Source organism: Geodermatophilus sp. URMC 61 (assembly GCF_052931555.1).
The window spans coordinates 4,104,702-4,122,408 of sequence record NZ_JBRFHZ010000002.1 but is presented as its reverse complement, the minus strand read 5'-3'; the positions used below and the strand labels follow the sequence as shown (position 1 = coordinate 4,122,408).

Sequence of the window (17,707 nt, the reverse complement as noted above, 5' to 3'; positions counted from 1 at the left end):
ATTGCGCCGCAATACGCAGTGGCGTCGCCCTCAGCTCTGGAGCTCCCCATGTCCGTCCGCACTCCTCTCCCCTCCGAGCGCTCCGGAGGCTGGTTCGCCGACCGCCCGGTCGGCGTGAAGATCGGCGCCGCCCTCGCGGTCCTCGCGGTGGTGGCGGTCGCCATGACCGTCCTCGCCGTCTCCCGGATCGGCGCACTGAACGCGGCCGCCGACCGCATCAACGAGAACGTCGGCACCCTCGCGGACCTGGCGAACATCCAGCGCTCCTGGCAGGGCGACCGGTCCCGCTTCAACACCTACCCGCTGGCCGACCCGCAGACGCGGGCCGCCCTGCTGGCCGACCTGGCCGAGCGGCGGGAGACCATCGAGGGCCAGCTCGACGCCTACGCCGAGGTGACCGTCAACAAGGAGGCGTTCGAGGTCTTCCGCGGCCACGTGGAGGAGTACTACGCCGTCGCGGACGGCCAGCTGGTCCCGGCCGCCAACGCCGGTGACCTGGCGACCGCGACCAGGCTCATCACCGGTCCTCTGCAGGCCTCCTCGGACAGCCTCATGGACGAGTACAACGCGATGCAGGAGCGGCGGGTGGCCGCGGGACAGGCCGACACCGACGACGCGAAGGCGATCGGCGACTCGGCCGTGCTGACGCTCTGGGTGTCGCTGGCCGTGGGGATCGCCGTCGCCGGAGGGCTGACCGTCCTCGTCGTCCGCCGGCTCATCGGCACCGTCCGCTCGGTGCAGGCCTCGGTCGAGGCGCTGGCCGCCGGTGACCTGACGGTCGTGCCGGAGGTGCGCAGCCGGGACGAGCTCGGCCTCATGGCCGGTGCCCTGGTCACGGCGCAGGAGAACCTGCGGGGCGTCCTGGCGTCGGTCGCTGCGTCGGCGGACGCGGTGGCGGCGTCGTCGGAGGAGCTGTCGGCGTCCTCGGCGCAGATCTCGGCCTCGGCGGAGGAGACCTCGGCGCAGTCCGGGGTCGTGGCCTCGGCCGCCGAGGAGGTCAGCCGCAACGTGCAGACCGTGGCGGCCGGTGCCGAGCAGATGGGTGCCAGCATCCGGGAGATCGCGACGAATGCCGCGGAGGCCTCGGACGTGGCGGCGCGGGCGGTGACCGCGGCGGAGACGACGACGGCCACGGTGGCGAAGCTGGGGGAGTCCTCCGCGGAGATCGGCAACGTGGTCAAGGTGATCACGAGCATCGCCGAGCAGACCAACCTGCTGGCGCTCAACGCCACCATCGAGGCCGCGCGGGCCGGGGAGGCCGGCAAGGGCTTCGCGGTGGTGGCCAACGAGGTCAAGGAGCTGGCCCAGGAGACGGCCAAGGCGACCGAGGACATCGCCCGCCGGGTGCAGGCCATCCAGAAGGACACCGGTGCCGCGGTCGGCGCGATCGGGGAGATCTCGCAGATCGTCGCGCAGATCTCCGACCGGCAGACCACCATCGCCAGCGCAGTGGAGGAGCAGACCGCCACCACCACCGAGATGAGCCGGTCGGTGAGGGAGGCGGCCGGCGGCTCCGGGCAGATCGCGGAGAACATCACCGGCGTCTCGGCGGCGGCGGACTCGACCACCCAGGCGCTCAGCCAGACGCGTGCCGCGGTCGACGAGCTGTCCCGCATGGCCGCCGACCTGCGCACCTCGGTGGCCCGCTTCACCTACTGACGCACCGCACGTCCGTTCTCGGGGCGGCGGTCGGGGATCTTCCCCGGCCGCCGCCCGTCGCCATCCCGGCGCCGTGCCGAGAATGGTGACGCGTTCATGTGGAGTCGCCGAGTCGACACCCCCGGGAACGGTCACCGATCGATTTCCGTGTCGCGTCCGGACACGCTCGGAACTGCACGGGACGAATTCGTTCCGCCCCTTACCGTTCTGTCGCGACGCCGGCGCCCCGGGACGGGGGCGGTCCCGGCAGCGCGCTCCCCGCACCGTCTGCTCCCGCCCAGGAGGGCTCCATGACGACCCCTGCCCGCCCGCTCCGCTCCCGGGCGAGCTGGTTCGCCGACCTGCCGATCGCGGCCAAGGTCCTCTCGATCGTCTCCTTCAGCGCCTTCATCGGCGTGCTGCTCTGCGTGGTCGCCGTCGGCCGCATCGGCGACCTCGACGAGAGCCAGCGGGACATGTACGAGGGGAGCGTCGTCGCCTTCTCCGACCTGGACGCCATCCAGGCCACCTACGAGGAGGTGCGGCAGGGCTACACCGCCTACTTCCTGGCCGACCCGGTGACCCGGACCAGCCTGAAGACGCAGCTCGCCGCGGGCCAGGCCGCCCTGGGCGAGCAGCTCGACGCCTACGCGCAGATCACCGAGCACCCGGACCGTTTCACGACGCTGCGCGGCGACATGGAGAGCTACCTCGAGACCAGCGACGACCGGTTCGTCGCCGCGCTCGACGCCGGGGACGCGGCCACCGCCGGTGCCGTCGCGGCCGGGCAGCTGGTCCAGGCGCAGGACGCCGTCACCGCCGACCTCGCCGACCTGCGGACGGTGCTGCGGGACGAGGCCGACGTGCAGGCCCGGGAGGGGGCCGACGAGGCGACCTCGGCCACGGTGACGCTGTGGACGATCCTCGGCGTCAGCGTCGGCATCGGGCTGGTCCTGGCCCTGCTCGTGGTGCGCCGGATCGTCGCCTCGGTGCGGTCGGTCCAGCGGTCGGTGGACGCGCTCGCCACCGGCGACCTCACCGTCCCGGCGGAGGTGTCGGGCCGGGACGAACTGGGTCGCATGGCCGCTGCGCTCGCCACCGCCCAGCAGAGCCTGCGCCAGGTCATGGCATCGGTCGTCGCGTCGGCGGACGCGGTGGCGGCGTCGTCGGAGGAGCTCTCCGCCTCGGCCGCGCAGATCTCGGCGTCGGCGGAGGAGACCTCGGCACAGTCGGGCGTGGTGGCCGGCGCGGCCGAGGAGGTGTCGCGCAACGTGCAGACGGTGGCGGCCGGTGCCGAGCAGATGGGTGCCAGCATCCGGGAGATCGCGACGAATGCCGCGGAGGCCTCGGACGTGGCGGCGCGGGCGGTGACCGCGGCGGAGACGACGACGGCCACGGTGGCGAAGCTGGGGGAGTCCTCCGCGGAGATCGGCAACGTGGTCAAGGTGATCACGAGCATCGCCGAGCAGACCAACCTGCTGGCGCTCAACGCCACCATCGAGGCCGCGCGGGCCGGGGAGGCCGGCAAGGGCTTCGCGGTGGTGGCCAACGAGGTCAAGGAGCTGGCCCAGGAGACGGCCAAGGCGACCGAGGACATCGCCCGCCGGGTGGAGGCCATCCAGAAGGACACCGGTGCCGCGGTCGGCGCGATCGCCGAGATCAGCGCGATCGTGGCCCAGATCTCCGACCGGCAGACCACCATCGCCTCGGCGGTGGAGGAGCAGACCGCCACGACCACGGAGATGTCGAGGTCGGTCGGCGAGGCGGCGTCCGGCGCCGGTCAGATCGCGTTGAACATCAGTGGGGTCTCCGGGGCCGCTGACTCGACCACCCAGGCGCTGACCCAGACCCGCAGCGCCGTCGACGAGCTGTCCCGCATGGCCGCCGACCTGCGCACCACGGTGGTCGGTTTCACCTACTGAGCAGCAGGGCCGTCCCCCGGGACGGCGACCGAGGAGCGCACGACCCAGCCCGGGTCGTGCGCTCCTCGGGCATTTCTCCGACCGCATTCCACGGGTCTCCGGATTGTCGACAAGGGGACGACCGAATGGCGCTGACCGACATTTCTCGTGTGCTGCGGACAACACGCCACGCCATTCCGCACGGACCGGCTCCGCTCGCTCCATATTCGTGCTCGGCCGGATTGACGGCGGTCACCCGGCCCCCGCATCGCCACGTCCCGCCTCGAGCCTGGAGCACCCATGTCTGTCCCCGCACGTCCCACCCGGTCCGGGCGACCGGGCGGGTGGTTCGCCGATCGGCCGATCGGCGTCAAGATCGGAGCGGTCGTCGGACTGCTCGTGCTGGTCCTCGTGGGCACCAACGCCCTCGCCGTCTCCCGCATGACCGAGATGGCCGAGGACCAGCAGCGCATCTACGACGAGAACCTGCACCCGCTGAACGCGCTCTCGGCCGTCCAGCGCGCCACCGCCGCCCACCGGGCCCGCGTCCTCGAGTACGCCGTCTCCGACCCGGCCCGCCGGACGGAGCTCCTCGGCGAGATGGACGAGAAGCAGGCCGACGTGCAGACCGCGCTCGCCGAGTACGAGCCGTTCGTCATCGACCAGGTGGCGATGGACAAGTACCTGGGGGCCCGCCAGCAGTTCCTGGCGTCGAACGCGACGCAGCTCTTCCCGGCGGCGGACGCCGGTGACCTGGCGCGCTACGCCGCCCTGTACCGCGAGGTGTCCAGCCCCCTGCTCACCGACATCGCCGACGGCCTGGAGGAGGAGGGCCTGGCCCAGTCGAGCGAGGCGGCGGCGCGGAACGCCGAGGCAGCGGACGACGCCGCCTCCGCCACCCGGACGCTCGTCGTCGCCGCGGTCGTCTCGACCCTCCTCGCGATCGCACTCACCGTCCTGGTGGTCCGCCGGATGGTCCGGTCGGTCCGGTCCGTGCAGCACGCCGTCGACGCCATGGCCGACGGCGACCTGACCGTCGAGCCGGCCGTCGAGTCCGACGACGAGCTCGGCCGCATGGCCGCGTCGCTGCAGACGGCGCAGGAGAGCCTGCGCGGTGTCCTGTCCTCGGTGGTCGCGTCGGCGGACGCGGTGGCGGCGTCGTCGGAGGAGCTGTCGGCGTCCTCGGCGCAGATCTCGGCCTCGGCGGAGGAGACCTCGGCGCAGTCCGGGGTCGTGGCCTCGGCCGCCGAGGAGGTCAGCCGCAACGTGCAGACGGTGGCGGCCGGTGCCGAGCAGATGGGTGCCAGCATCCGGGAGATCGCCACCAACGCCGCGGAGGCCTCGGACGTGGCGGCGCGGGCGGTGACCGCGGCGGAGACGACGACGGCCACGGTGGCGAAGCTGGGGGAGTCCTCCGCGGAGATCGGCAACGTGGTCAAGGTGATCACGAGCATCGCCGAGCAGACCAACCTGCTGGCGCTCAACGCCACCATCGAGGCCGCGCGGGCCGGGGAGGCCGGCAAGGGCTTCGCGGTGGTGGCCAACGAGGTCAAGGAGCTGGCCCAGGAGACGGCCAAGGCGACCGAGGACATCGCCCGCCGGGTGCAGGCGATCCAGGGCGACACCACCGCGGCGGTCGGCGCGATCGGGGAGATCTCGCAGATCGTCGCGCAGATCTCCGACCGGCAGACCACCATCGCCAGCGCAGTGGAGGAGCAGACCGCCACCACCACCGAGATGAGCCGGTCGGTGAGGGAGGCGGCCGGCGGCTCCGGGCAGATCGCGGAGAACATCACCGGCGTCTCGGCGGCGGCGGACTCGACCACCCAGGCGCTCAGCCAGACGCGTGCCGCGGTCGACGAGCTGTCCCGCATGGCCGCCGACCTGCGCACCTCGGTGGCCCGCTTCACCTACTGAGTGGTCGTCCGGGCCCGGCCGCCGCGCCGGGCCCGGACGCCGCCGCGGCCGGTCTCCGGCGGCTCGATTGGCCTTCACATCCGACCGCGGACCGCCGATGACCATCCCGAAGCGCGCTCGCTGCGCCGGAGACGAGAGAGAAGAGCAACGTGGACGGTCTGGACGACATCGTCGAGGAGTTCCTCGTCGAGAGTCACGAGAACCTCGACCAGCTGGACTCCGACCTGGTCGCTCTGGAGCAGGAGCCCGGCTCGCGGGACCGCCTGTCGAGCATCTTCCGCACGATCCACACCATCAAGGGGACCAGCGGCTTCCTGGCGTTCCAGCGCCTGGAGGAGGTCACCCACGTCGGCGAGAACATGCTCTCCCGGCTGCGCGACGGCGCCCTGGAGCTGACCCCGCAGCGGACCAGCGTGCTCCTGCAGATGGTCGACACCGTCCGCTCGCTGCTCGCCTCCATCGAGGCCACCGGCGGCGAGGGCTCCGTCGACGTCTCCGCGGTCGTCGCGGAGATCAGCGGCGCCATGGAGGACACCCCCGCCGCCGCTGCCGCGTCGGCGCCGGCCGCCGAGCCGGTCCCCGCGGTTGCCGAGCCGACCGAGGTCGTCGCCGAGGCGCCCGCGGAGATCTCCCGGATCGCCGCCCCCGTCGCGGAGGTCGCGGCCCCTGCCGCGGAGGCCCCGGCTCCGGTCGCCGAGGCCCCGGCGCTCCCCGTCCCGCGGCCCGCGCCGGCCGCCGAGGGCGCCCCCGAGCCCGAGGCGGTGGCCGAGGGCGGGAGCGGCCAGGCGCGTCGCGGGGTCGCCGACAGCACCATCCGGGTGGACGTCGACCTGCTCGACGAGCTCATGCTGCTGGTGGGCGAGCTGGTGCTCACCCGCAACCAGATCGTCCAGTACGTCGGGCGCTCCAACGACACCGACCTGGTGCGCGCCTCGCAGCGGCTCAACCTCATCGCCAGCGAGCTGCAGGAGGGCGTCATGAAGACGCGCATGCAGCCGATCGACCACATCTGGTCCAAGCTGCCGCGCGTCGTCCGGGACCTGGGCCTGCAGCTGCGGAAGTCCATCCGGCTGGAGATGGAGGGCCGCGACACCGAGCTGGACAAGACGCTGCTCGAGGCGGTCAAGGACCCGCTGACCCACCTGGTCCGCAACTCCGTCGACCACGGTGTCGAGGACGCCGAGACCCGGGTCCGGGTCGGCAAGCCGGCCGAGGGCGTGCTGACCCTGCGCGCCAAGCACGAGAGCGGCCAGGTCGTGGTCGAGGTCGCCGACGACGGCGCCGGCATCGACCCGGCCCGGGTGGGCGCCAAGGCCGTCGAGCGCGGGCTGATCAGCGCCGACGCCCTCGGCCGGATGAACCCGCAGGACGTCCTGCAGCTCATCTTCCTGCCCGGCTTCTCCACGGCCGCGAAGGTCACCAACGTCTCCGGCCGCGGGGTCGGCATGGACGTCGTCAAGACCAACATCGAGTCCATCGGCGGCACCATCGAGGTGGAGTCGGTCCCCGGCAAGGGCACCTGCACCCGGCTGCGCATCCCGCTGACCCTGGCGATCGTCCCGGCGCTGACCGTCGAGTGCGCCGGCGACCGCTACGCCATCCCGCAGATCAGCCTGCAGGAGCTCGTCTCGCTGGACGCCGAGAAGGCCGCCAACGCGGTCGAGGAGGTCGGCGGCGCCCCGGTGTACCGGCTGCGCGGCGAGCTGCTGCCGCTGGTCCGCCTCACCGACGTCCTCGGGCTGACCTCCGACCGGCACGACGGGCACGTGGTGATCGCCGTCCTGCGCTCGGAGGGCCGCCGCTTCGGTCTGGTCGTCGACCGGGTCATCAACACCGAGGAGATCGTCGTCAAGGCCGTCGGCGGCCAGCTCAAGGCGATCGGCCTCTACTCCGGCGCGACCGTCCTGGGCGACGGCACCGTGGCGCTCATCCTCGACGTGCAGGCCCTCGCCCGCCGGGCGCTGCGCACCGAGACCAGCGAGCGCGGCCAGGAGGCGGCGCGTGAGGCCGCCGCGGCCGCCGCGGCCGGCGACACGGAGCGGCAGCGGATGCTGCTGGCCGCCATCGGCGGGGGCCGCCGGGTCGCCATCCCGCTGGACACGGTCACCCGCCTCGAGCAGGTGCGCACCGAGTCGGTGGAGAAGGTCGGCAACCGCGAGGTCGTGCAGTACCGGGGCGCGATCCTGCCGATCGTCCGGCTCGACCGGCACCTGGGCGCCTACGGCGAGAGCGACCGCGAGGTCCTCGAGGTCATCGTCTACAGCGACCACGGCCGCAGCGTGGCCATCGTGGTCGAGGAGATCCTCGACATCGTCGACGGCGAGGCCGCGGTCCGCAGCGACATCGACGACCTGGGTCTGCTCGGCTCCGCCGTCCTCGGCGACAAGGTCACCGAGCTGCTCGACGTGCGCGCCGCGATCCTCGCCGCCGACCCGGCGTTCTACTCGACCCACTCCTCCACCCTCACCCACCCCTCCGCCGTCGCCGGCGGAACGCCGGACGGCGTCCCCACGTCCCTCCTGGAGGCCTCCCTGTGACCACTGCCCAGGCCCCCGCCATCGGCGGCCAGCTGGCCACCTTCTGGCTCGACGGCGACCTCTACGGCGTCGAGGTGGCGCACGTCCAGGAGGTGCTGAAGAGCCAGGGGCTGACCCGCGTGCCGCTCGCCCCCGCCGCCGTGGCCGGGCTGATCAACCTGCGTGGCCAGGTGGTGACCGCGATCGAGCTGCGCGAGCGGCTCGGCCGGCCGCCGCGGCCCGAGGGCACCGACGCCGTCGTCATCGTCGTCCGGCTGCACGGTGAGGCGGTCAGCCTGCTGGTCGACGCCATCGCCGACGTCGTGGACGTCGACCCCGCCGACTTCGAGGCGCCGCCGGACACCCTCGACGGCGCCGGCCGCGAGCTGATCCGCGGGGCGTTCAAGCTGGACGGCCACCTGCTGCTGGCCCTGGACGTGCACAAGGCCGTCAGCGCCTGACGAAGGACCACCCGACCTCCCACGCCTCGGAGAAGGACCCCGTCCTCCTCACGCCTCGCAGGCTCGGCGCGAGCCTCGGGACGGCGCCATCAGGACTCGGGCGTGGCCGGTCTTCCCCGGCGGCCACGCCCCTCCCTCCGACCCCCGGTCGGGCGACCCCTCTCTCCGGAGGGCCGCCCGACCGGGGGTCGCGGCGTTCACGGGTCCTGCCGCCTACGCAGAGTCACCAGCTGGGGACGGTGCAGCACGGCGCACGACACCCCACCCGCCCGGGGTCGGGCGAACGAGTGACGCTCACGTGGCGCGGCGTCGCGGTCACGGTCAGTCTGGTTCGACCTCACCTGGGGGACGTCGACTGGGAGGCCTGCCGTGCCCTACTCACTGGTCAGTGCCGCCACGCTCGGCTTCGACCTGGTCCGCCTGCCGGCCGGCCGCGCCGTCGCGGACGCCCTGCTCGCCGGGCTCGCCGCCGACGTCCCGGCGCTGGAGCGGCTGGCCGCGGTGCACCCGGCCGCGGGCCGCGACCGCGCGCAGCGGGCCGCCCTCGCCGTGCGGGCGCGCAAGGCAAGGGAGCTCGCCGCCGCCGTCCCGCAGCTGCGTACCGCCGCCGACGCCCTCCCCGGCGCCGACCGGGCTGCGGCGCTGGTCGCCCAACTCGAGGGCAGCACCATCGGGGACGCCGCCGCCGTCGAGCGCGTGCTCCGCGAGGACGTCCTCGGCCCCGAGCACTCCGCCACCGCGCTCGCCGACGAGCACGTCCGGGACGCCGCCGCGGACGTCCTCGCCGACGCGGCCCTGGGCGCCTGGGCCGCCGCCGTGCTGCCGCCGCTGGTCCGCCGGCAGCTCACCGGCCCGTTCCTGCTCGCCACCTCGACCGGCGTGCCGACCACCCCCGAGCTCGACCTCGGCCCCGCCACCGGCGAGCTGTGGGGGCTGCTGGCCGGCCTGCGCTCGCTGGACGCCGCCGGCCGCGCCCGCTGGATGGCCGCCGTCGACGCCTCGCGCGCCGAGCACCGGCCGTGGGCGGCCGCGATGCACGAGGCGTCCTGGGCGGCACACGTCTCCGGCCGCACCCGCACGCTCGCCGCCGCCCAGCTGCTCGCCGTCCGGGCGTTCCTCGACGGCGGCTTCGACGCGCCGGCCGCCGCCGCGGGCGCCTGGAACGCCGTCGCCGGCTGCGTGCAGGGCATCGTCACGGCCGACCTGCTCGGCAGCGACGCCCTCGGGGTGCTCTTCTCCCCGCGTCAGGCATAGGAGGCTATGCACACGTCCTGAGGGGCCAGGACGTGTGCATAGCCTCCTATGCCTGGGGGTGGTCCCGTCCGGGGTGCTCTCTCAGTCCTTCTCGGGATCCGGGAAGCGGGCGCCGGCGGGGAGCTCGCTGCCGGCCTCCACCTCGGCCCGGCGGCCGACCAGGGTGACCTCGCCGTCCCCACCGACCGTGGCGCGCTCGCCGACCACGACGCCGTCGTCGAGCACCGTGCGGGTCACCGTGGCGCCGGCCCGCACGCGCGCACCCGGCAGCAGCACCGAGTCGGCGACGGTCGCCCCGGCCTCGACGACGACGCCGGGGGAGAGCACCGACCCGGTCACCCGCCCGGCCACGCGGGTGCCGCCGGAGATCAGGCTGTCCTCGACCTCCGCGCCCCGCAGCACCCGGGCGGCGCTGTGGCGGCCGCCGCGGGTGTGCACCGCCCAGCCCTCGTCGTCGAGGTCCAGGGGCGGCTCGGGGGAGCGGAAGTCGCGGTGGGCCGCCCAGTAGGACTCCACCGTGCCGACGTCGCGCCAGTAGCCGTCGAACGGGTGCGCGCGGGCCAGGCCGTCGCGGGTCTGCGCGGGCAGCAGGTGGGTGCCGAGGTCCTCCAGGCCCTCCTCGCCGTGCTCCGCGGCCAGTGCCTCCAGCCGGTCCAGCGTCGGGCCGGGGGAGAAGACGAAGACCTCGTTGGTCGCGGTGGTGGTCCGTGGCTCGTCGGGCTTGTAGGCGTAGTCGGCGACCTTCCCACCGCTGCCGACCTCGACGATGCCGTAGCGCGGCGCGTCGTCCCCGGCGACCTCGGTGGTGACCATGGTGACCTCCGCGCCGGAGCCCAGGTGCCCCTCGACGACCTCCCGGTAGTCCAGCTTGTAGACGGCGTCGGCGCTGACCACGACCAGCGCGTCCGGGTCGAAGTCGCGGACCAGCGGGGCGTAGCGCCACAGCGAGTTCGCCGTCCCGGAGACCCAGCCGGCGCGCTCGGTGCCCTGGTACGGCGGCAGCACCAGCAGCCCGCCGTCGGTGCGGTCGAGGTCCCACGGCCGGCCGTTGGCCAGGTGCAGTGACAGCGACGTGGGGTGGAACTGCACGGACACCCAGACGTCAGCCAGGTGCGAGTGCTGGCAGTTGCTCAGCGGGAAGTCGATCAGCCGGTAGACGCCGGCGAAGGGGACGGCGGGCTTGGCGCGCTGCTCGGTCAGCAGTTCGAGGCGGCCGCCGGCGCCGCCGGCCAGGACGAGGACGAGGACCCGGGGGAGTGCCATGGCCCCCGGCTACCCGGGGGGACCACGTTCACCCGCGCCACCGCCGTCCTCGCCGTCCGGCCGACGTGGCGTGACGCGTCGAGGGCTGCCTGCGACGCCGCGCCGGACTCCCCGTCCGTGCGCACGGGAGTGTGACCGGCCTCACGCGTGTCGCGTCGGGCGGGCCGTGGCCGACCCCGATGCTCGGCGGCCCATCGAGGAGACGGACGCGGAGGTCCCTCATGCCCGACTGCACCACCTGCCCGACGACGGCCCGCTCGTGGGTGCGCCTCCCCGTGACGACGAGGTGGCTGGCACCCGGTGACGACCTGGCCACGGAGCTCGACCGGGCCACGGCCGCGCTGCGGCGTCCGGGGGACACGGTCGGTGTCAGCGAGAAGGTCGCCGTCCTGCTGACCGGTGGGGCCATCCCGCGCGAACGGGTCGTCCCCGGGCGGCTCGCCCGGTTCCTGTCCCGGCACGTCCGGACGGTGGGCAGCAGCTGCGGCCTCTCGATCCCGGAGAAGATGCAACTGGTCCTGGAACGGCAGGGCCGGCTGCGCGTGGTCCTCGCCGCGGCCTCCTGCACGCTGCTGCGGCCCCTGGGCCGGCACGGCTCCTTCTACCGGGTGGCGGGGCCCTTCGCCCGCGACATCGACGGCATGCGGCCGCCCTACTTCGACCTCCTCCTGCCGCCGATGGACCCGATGACCGCCCGGTTGCTGGCCGAGCGGCTGGAGGGCCGGCTGGGCGTCGGGGTCGCGATCGTCGACGTCAACGACCGCGGGGGCTCGGTCCGGGCGGTCTCCGGCGCCGCGATGTCCGCCGACGAGCTCCTGGCCGCCCTGTGGGACAACCCGATGGGGCAGGGGGACGAGGGCCGGCCCTTCGTCGTCGTCCGCCGGTCACCGGCGGGCGACCAGCCCGCGGACGGCGCGGGCCAGCTCCCCCAGCTCCCGGCAGCGCAGGGCCCACAGCACCAGCGCGTAGACCGCCAGGCAGCTCGCCGCGCCCGCCGCCGCACCTCCTATGCCGTCCCAGTGCCGCGCCAGGAGGGCCGTCGGCACCGTGGCGCACGCCGCCGCGACGGCGACCTGGGCGCCGCAGCGGCCCAGGCCGGCCAGTGACAGCCCGCCCCCGGCGGTGCGCAGCCGCCACAGCGACAACCCGGCCACGAGGAACAGGGACATCGACGTCGAGGCGGCCAGCCCGACCACGCCGAACCGCAGCCCCAGGGTGAGGTCGCCGACGACGTTGACCACCATGCCGAGCACGCCCAGCACGACCGGGGTCCGCGAGTCCCCCAGGGAGAGGAAGGCCCGGGTGACCGGGTCGCGGAGGGCCAGGGCCACCAGCGCGGCGGCGTAACCGGTGACGGCCAGGGCGGTGACCTGCACGGCCTCGCGGTCGAAGGCACCGCGCTGGAACAGCAGGGCCACGACCGGCTCCGCGGCCACGGACAGCACGACCACGCACGGCGTCACCAGCACCAGCAGGACGCCGCAGGTGCGTCGCAGCAGGTCCTCGAGGTCGCGGGTCCGGCCCGGCCGGGCGGCTGCGGCCAGGGCGGGGTAGAGGGTGGTGGTCACCGTGGCCACGACGAGGGTGTCGGCCAGCCCGACCAGCCGCCAGCCGTAGTTGAGCGCGGTGATCGCCCCCTCCCCCACCGCCGACCCGACCGCACGGTCGACGAGCGTGTTGACCTGGGAGACGGCGCTACCCACCAGCAGGGGAGGGACGAGCGCCAGCATCTCGCGGAAGCCGCGGTCGCGGACGTCGAGTGACGGTCGCAGCGACTGGCCCACGGCCAGCAGCGGCCGCAGCTGCACGAGCAGGCGCAGCGCGCTGCCGACGACGAACGCGACCGCCAGCGCGGTCACCCCGTACACCCGGCCGAACACGACCGCGCCGACGATCAGCGCGAGGTTGAACGGGATCCCCTCGGCCGCGGCCCAGCCGAAGCGTCGGTGCCCCTGTGCCGCGCCGGCCAGCACGTTGGTCGCCGCGATCAGCGCGGTGGCCGCGACCACCACGCGAGTGAGCCGGACCGCCTCCTCGGTCGTCTCCGCGTCGAAGCCCGGGGCGAGCACCGCCACGAGCGGCCGGGCCAGCACCGCCATGACCACGGAGGCCACCAGCATCGCGAGCACGGTCACGGTCAGGGCGACCCGCACGCTGTGCTGGCCGCGGGCCGGCTCCCCGTCGGCCACCGCGCGGGCCACGGTCGGGACGACGGACTTCGCGACGGCTCCCGCCATGAGCGCGAGCACCAGGTTCATCAGGCCCTGGGCCACCAGGTAGGCGTCGAGCGCCGACCCGACTCCGAACACCGCGGCGAGGACGACGTCCCGCAGGAACCCCAGGAGCTGACTGCCCAGCGTCAACCCGGCCACCAGGGCGGTCGACCGGGCCAGGCTCCCTCGATTCACCCGGGCATCCTCCCGGCACCCGCCCCACCCGGCAGGTCAGGCTCCTCTACGCCTCTCCAGCACTGAGGCGAGAAGGTGCTCGATGCCGCTCGACGGCCGTCCTGGCCCACCGTGCCGCTTCCCGGCTCAGCGTCGGAGGGGAGCGCGGGACGCGCACGACCAGGTGACCTGACCACGGGACCGAGCGGGCCGGTGCGGTCGCCCGGCGCATCTGCGGGAACCTGTCGACAAATGACGGGAAATGGTCGGTGACCGCATTCCCGGCCGCTCCGAAAAAGTGGTGCCGAGATCCCGGGATCGGCTCAAGGCCGGGGGAGCAGCGGCCGACAACACCCCTGACAGGCACCGCCGGGACCCCCCGGGCGGACGCCGGCTGCACCCCGTCCCCGACTGCCGGGCCGGTGCCGCACCACAGCGCCAGCTGAGCTCTGGCAGGCCCCCGCACGGGGAGACGGAGGACGCATGGACCCGATCCGGGTGTTGGTCGTCGACGACTCGGTGGTCGTCCGCAAGATCGTCACCGACGTCCTCTCGGAGGACCCGGCCATCGAGGTCGTCGGCACCGCGGTCAACGGCCGCATCGCCGTCACCAAGCTCGAGCAGCTGAAGGCCGACCTGGTCACGATGGACATCGAGATGCCGGAGATGAACGGCATCGAGGCGGTCCGCGCCATCCGCGCCCTGCGCAGCCGCGTGCCGATCATCATGTTCAGCACGCTCACCGAGCGGGGCGCGTCGGCCACCCTCGACGCCCTCTCCGCCGGCGCCAACGACTACGTCACCAAGCCGGCCAACGTCGGCAGCGTCGCCGCGTCCATGGAGAGCGTCCGTCAGCAGCTCATCCCCAAGATCAAGGCGCTCACCGGGCGCCCGGTCACCGCCGGTCCCACCCGCGCCGCCGCACCCGCCGCGGCCCCGGTGCGCCCACCGGCCCCCCGCGTCGGTGCCGTCAAGCAGCCCGCCGTCCTGGTCGTCGGCTCGTCCACCGGAGGCCCGGAGGCCCTGGCGAAGGTGCTGCCGGCCCTGCCGGCGTCCCTGCCGGTCCCGGTGCTGGTCGTGCAGCACATGCCCCCGGTCTTCACCCGCCAGTTCGCCCAGCGGCTCGACCGCCTCTGCCCGCTCACCGTGGTCGAGGCCGTCGACGGCACCCCGCTCGCGCCGGGCACCGTGCACCTGGCCCCGGGCGACCACCACCTGACCATCCGCCGGACCGGCCGCGGTCTGTCCACCGCGCTGGACCAGTCGCCGCCGGAGAACTTCTGCCGGCCCGCCGTCGACCCGCTGTTCCGCTCCGCGGTCGAGGCCTTCGACGGCGCCGTCCTGGGTGTCGTGCTCACCGGCATGGGGTCGGACGGGCGCAGCGGCGCCGGCCGCATCCGCGAGACGGGGGGCGCGGTCGTCGTCCAGGACCAGGCGACCTCCGTCGTCTGGGGCATGCCCGGAGCCGTCGCCACGGCGGGCTTCGCCGACGAGGTGCTGCCGCTCGACCTGGTCGCCCAGGCGATCACCCGCCGGATCCCCGGGCCGCGGGTCCCCGCTGCCGGCCCGGCCACCGCGCCCGCGTTCGTGGGAGGACGGCGATGACCCTCACCGCGACCAGCTTCGACTGGGTCCGCCAGCTGGTGCACCGGGAGAGCGCGATCGTGCTCGCCCCCGGAAAGGAGTACCTGGTCGAGGCGCGCCTGCTGCCCATCGCCCGCTCCATGGGCCTGCCCGACGTCGGCCATCTGGTCGACTCCGTCCGCACCCGGCCCAGTTCCGAGTCCACCCGCAGGATCGTCGAGGCGCTGACCACGAACGAGACGTCGTGGTTCCGGGACGGCGACCCGTTCACCGCCCTCACCTCGACCGTCCTGCCCTCCCTGCTGCCGGCCCGCGGACCGGCCGAGCGGCTGCAGATCTGGTCGGCGGCCTGCTCCAGCGGGCAGGAGCCGTACACGATCGCGATGCTCCTCGAGGACGCGCTGCCCAACGCCGCGACCCGGGTCTCCATCACGGCGACCGACCTCTCCCGCGAGATGGTCGAGCGCACCCGCGCGGGGAGGTTCAGCCAGCTCGAGGTCAACCGGGGCCTGCCGGCGGCGATGCTCGTCCGGCACTTCACGCGGGCGGGCACCGAGTGGGAGGTCTCCCCGTCGCTGCGGCGCATGGTCACGGCGAGCGAGTGCAACCTGGCCGCTCCGCTGCCGCGGATGGGCCCGTTCGACGTGGTCTACCTGCGCAACGTCCTCATCTACTTCGACCTGCCCACCAAGCAGGCGATCCTCCGCCGGGTCCGCGCGCTCATGCGGCCCGACGGATGGCTCTTCCTCGGCGCCGCGGAGACCACCCTCGGCGTCGACGACTCCTGGGAGCGGGTCGTCGTCGGCCGCAGCTCCGCCTACCGCCCGCTGAAGGGGAACTGACGTGCGTGCACTGGTGATCGACGACTCCCGCGCCATGCGGCGCATCGTGAGCGCGGCCCTGGAGGGGTTCGGCTACGAGACCCGCCAGGCCGGCCACGGCCAGGAGGCGCTCGACGTGCTGCAGGAGGGCTACGCGCCCGAGCTGTGCACGATCGACTGGAACATGCCGGTGATGGACGGGCTGCAGTTCGTCTCCGCCGTCCGGGCCAACCCGGCCTGGCGCGCCGTCACGCTGATGATGGTGACCTCCGAGAGCGAGCAGGGCCAGATCGTGCGCGCGCTCGCCGCCGGCGCGCACGAGTACGTGATCAAGCCGTTCACCGCCGACGCGCTCCGCGACAAGCTCGCGCTGCTCGGCATGCTCCCCCAGGAGGCCGTCCTGTGACGCTCGCACCCGATGCGGTCGCACACCCCACCCAGCCCCGCCTGACCATCCCCGAGCTGATCGACGAGGCCACCGTCGAGGCGATCGCCGGTGAGGCCTGGATCGCCCTCGTCGGGGAGGACGAGGTGCTCGTCCCGCTGCCCGCCGACCTGCCCGCCGAGACGCTCTCCGCGTGGGTGGACGTCGTCGGCCCGTGGACCGGCAGCGTCGTCCTCACCACCGGCCGGCAGACCGCCGCCGACCTGACCCGGGCGCTGCTCGCCGAGTCCGCGCCCGAGCTGCTCGACCACGAGGACGTCGCCGACGCGTTCGGCGAGATCGCCAACGTGGTCGGCGGCAACGTCAAGGCCGCCCTCCCCGGTCCCTCCACCCTGGGCCTGCCCCAGGTCGGCGAGGCCCCGGCCGTCCGCAACCCCGAGGACGTCTGCCGGCTGGAGGTCGTGTGGCGAGGCCAGCCCCTCGTCGTGTCCGTGCAGGGCGCGCTGCCGGCCCTGCCCGCCCCGAACCCCCCGCACCAGAACGGAGCATCACTGTGAAGATCCTCGTCGCCGACGACAGTCGCGTGATGCGGCAGATCGTCATCCGCACCCTGCGCCAGGCCGGGTACGACGACCACGACATCGTCGAGGCCGAGGACGGCCGCGACGCCTACGACAAGGTGCAGGCCGAGAACCCGGACCTGGTGCTGTCGGACTGGAACATGCCGAACATGACCGGGCTGGAGTGCCTGCAGGCGCTGCGCTCGGCCGGCTCCGGCGTCCCGTTCGGCTTCGTCACCTCCGAGGGCTCGCAGGAGATGCGGGACAAGGCCAGCGCCGCCGGTGCGCTGTTCCTCATCGCCAAGCCGTTCAACGAGGAGACCTTCAAGGACGCCCTGGACGGAGTGATCGCGTGAGCTCGCCGCGGACCGTCGTCCTGCCGGACGCCAAGGCCGTCAAGGACATGTTCACCGGCCTGGTGGGCAAGCCCGTCGGCGTGGCACCGGGCGCCCCGATCACCCCCACGCCGCGGTCGCCGGTGTCGGTGGCCGTGTACGTGGACCCGTCGATGGACGTGAACGCGCTCTGCGTCATGGACCTCGCCGCGTCCGCCTACACCGGCGCCGCCCTCGCGCTGCTGCCTCCCGGCGGCGCGCAGGACGCCGTCGAGGAGGACGGCGAGCTGACCACGATGCTCACCGAGGCGCTGCACGAGGTCGTCAACGTGCTCTCGGCGCTGCTCAACGTGCCGGGCGCGCCGCACTCAAGGCTCTACAAGCTCTATGCCCCGGGTGACGACCTGCCCGGCGACATCGCCTGTTCGCTGGCCGCCTTCAACCGGCTCGACCTCGCCATCGACGTCCCCGGTTACGGCAAGGGTGGGCTCTCCCTGGTCATCCCCTGACGGGAGGCTGTTCCAGCAACTCACCAGACGCCCCGGGACGGCGCCGGAGACCGTTCTCCCGCCGTCCCGGGCGCTCCACGTCGACGGCCCCGAGGCACTGCGCCTCGGGGCCGTCGACGTGTGTGGCAGGCCCTGCAGGAAGTGAGGGCCCCGTCCTCCCCGGCCCCTCCCAAGCT

The 17,707-nt window shown here is 73.9% G+C and carries 14 protein-coding genes; 12 read left to right on the top strand and 2 right to left on the bottom strand.

All coding sequences use genetic code 11. From position 1 onward, the window contains the following. The first annotated feature begins 48 nt into the window (after window positions 1–48). The 6 genes from ACU610_RS19270 to ACU610_RS19245 all read left to right on the top strand — a co-directional run bounded on the left by ACU610_RS19270 (window position 49) and on the right by ACU610_RS19245 (window position 9,687). Entirely contained in the window at window positions 49–1,659 is a 1,611-nt protein-coding gene (locus tag ACU610_RS19270; protein ID WP_446769306.1) for a methyl-accepting chemotaxis protein, read from the top strand. A 290-nt stretch (window positions 1,660–1,949) separates the two neighbouring features. After that, window positions 1,950–3,560: a methyl-accepting chemotaxis protein gene (locus ACU610_RS19265; protein ID WP_446769305.1), complete on the top strand. Its 1,611-nt coding sequence runs from the start codon at window positions 1,950–1,952 to the stop codon at window positions 3,558–3,560. A 279-nt stretch (window positions 3,561–3,839) separates the two neighbouring features. Next, window positions 3,840–5,456 carry a methyl-accepting chemotaxis protein gene (locus ACU610_RS19260; protein ID WP_446769304.1) on the top strand — a complete coding sequence of 539 codons (1,617 nt, stop codon included), beginning with the start codon at window positions 3,840–3,842 and terminating at the stop codon, window positions 5,454–5,456. A gap of 149 nt (window positions 5,457–5,605) precedes the next feature. Beyond that, a complete protein-coding gene (locus ACU610_RS19255; protein WP_446769303.1) occupies window positions 5,606–7,993 on the top strand; it encodes a chemotaxis protein CheA in 2,388 nt (795 codons plus the stop codon). Next, window positions 7,990–8,433: a chemotaxis protein CheW gene (locus ACU610_RS19250; RefSeq protein ID WP_091223498.1), complete on the top strand. Its 444-nt coding sequence runs from the start codon at window positions 7,990–7,992 to the stop codon at window positions 8,431–8,433. The genes ACU610_RS19255 and ACU610_RS19250 overlap by 4 nt, the downstream gene beginning before the upstream one ends. Before the next feature lie 369 nt (window positions 8,434–8,802). Beyond that, window positions 8,803–9,687, top strand: coding sequence for a hypothetical protein (locus ACU610_RS19245; RefSeq protein ID WP_446769302.1), 885 nt, complete (start codon window positions 8,803–8,805; stop codon window positions 9,685–9,687). A gap of 81 nt (window positions 9,688–9,768) precedes the next feature. Here the strand turns inward: ACU610_RS19245 and ACU610_RS19240 are convergent, their stop codons facing one another. Further along, window positions 9,769–10,950 carry a glucose-1-phosphate adenylyltransferase family protein gene (locus tag ACU610_RS19240; RefSeq protein WP_446769301.1) on the bottom strand — a complete coding sequence of 394 codons (1,182 nt, stop codon included), beginning with the start codon at window positions 10,948–10,950 and terminating at the stop codon, window positions 9,769–9,771. A gap of 884 nt (window positions 10,951–11,834) precedes the next feature. After that, complete coding sequence (gene murJ, locus ACU610_RS19235) at window positions 11,835–13,358, bottom strand: murein biosynthesis integral membrane protein MurJ (RefSeq protein WP_446769300.1); 1,524 nt, start codon at window positions 13,356–13,358, stop codon at window positions 11,835–11,837. Window positions 13,359–13,820: 462 nt separating this feature from the next. Here murJ and ACU610_RS19230 point away from each other — a divergent pair, with 462 nt between their 5' ends. The 6 genes from ACU610_RS19230 to ACU610_RS19205 are packed head-to-tail and all read left to right on the top strand — an operon-like array spanning window position 13,821 to window position 17,531. Further along, the gene (locus tag ACU610_RS19230) at window positions 13,821–14,942 is read left to right on the top strand and encodes a protein-glutamate methylesterase/protein-glutamine glutaminase (RefSeq protein ID WP_446769299.1); all 1,122 of its coding nucleotides are present in this window, start codon (window positions 13,821–13,823) and stop codon (window positions 14,940–14,942) included. Further along, entirely contained in the window at window positions 14,939–15,763 is an 825-nt protein-coding gene (locus ACU610_RS19225; protein ID WP_446769298.1) for a CheR family methyltransferase, read from the top strand. The genes ACU610_RS19230 and ACU610_RS19225 overlap by 4 nt, the downstream gene beginning before the upstream one ends. A gap of 1 nt (window position 15,764) precedes the next feature. After that, the gene (locus tag ACU610_RS19220; protein ID WP_446769297.1) at window positions 15,765–16,148 is read left to right on the top strand and encodes a response regulator; all 384 of its coding nucleotides are present in this window, start codon (window positions 15,765–15,767) and stop codon (window positions 16,146–16,148) included. Continuing rightward, complete coding sequence (locus tag ACU610_RS19215; RefSeq protein ID WP_446769296.1) at window positions 16,145–16,684, top strand: chemotaxis protein CheX; 540 nt, start codon at window positions 16,145–16,147, stop codon at window positions 16,682–16,684. Before ACU610_RS19220 ends, ACU610_RS19215 begins: the two co-directional genes overlap by 4 nt. Further along, window positions 16,681–17,043, top strand: coding sequence for a response regulator (locus ACU610_RS19210; protein ID WP_446769295.1), 363 nt, complete (start codon window positions 16,681–16,683; stop codon window positions 17,041–17,043). The genes ACU610_RS19215 and ACU610_RS19210 overlap by 4 nt, the downstream gene beginning before the upstream one ends. Beyond that, the gene (locus ACU610_RS19205; RefSeq protein ID WP_446769294.1) at window positions 17,040–17,531 is read left to right on the top strand and encodes a hypothetical protein; all 492 of its coding nucleotides are present in this window, start codon (window positions 17,040–17,042) and stop codon (window positions 17,529–17,531) included. Before ACU610_RS19210 ends, ACU610_RS19205 begins: the two co-directional genes overlap by 4 nt. Window positions 17,532–17,707 lie beyond the last annotated feature (176 nt).

Bases quoted from the DNA above. Each gene is read 5' to 3' on its own strand.
- ACU610_RS19270 (WP_446769306.1), top strand. From the start codon at position 49: ATGTCCGTCCGCACTCCTCTCCCCTCCGAGCGCTCCGGAGGCTGGTTC.
- ACU610_RS19265 (WP_446769305.1), top strand. From the start codon at position 1,950: ATGACGACCCCTGCCCGCCCGCTCCGCTCCCGGGCGAGCTGGTTCGCC.
- ACU610_RS19260 (WP_446769304.1), top strand. From the start codon at position 3,840: ATGTCTGTCCCCGCACGTCCCACCCGGTCCGGGCGACCGGGCGGGTGG.
- ACU610_RS19240 (WP_446769301.1), bottom strand. From the start codon at position 10,950: ATGGCACTCCCCCGGGTCCTCGTCCTCGTCCTGGCCGGCGGCGCCGGC.
- ACU610_RS19230 (WP_446769299.1), top strand. From the start codon at position 13,821: ATGGACCCGATCCGGGTGTTGGTCGTCGACGACTCGGTGGTCGTCCGC.
- ACU610_RS19225 (WP_446769298.1), top strand. From the start codon at position 14,939: ATGACCCTCACCGCGACCAGCTTCGACTGGGTCCGCCAGCTGGTGCAC.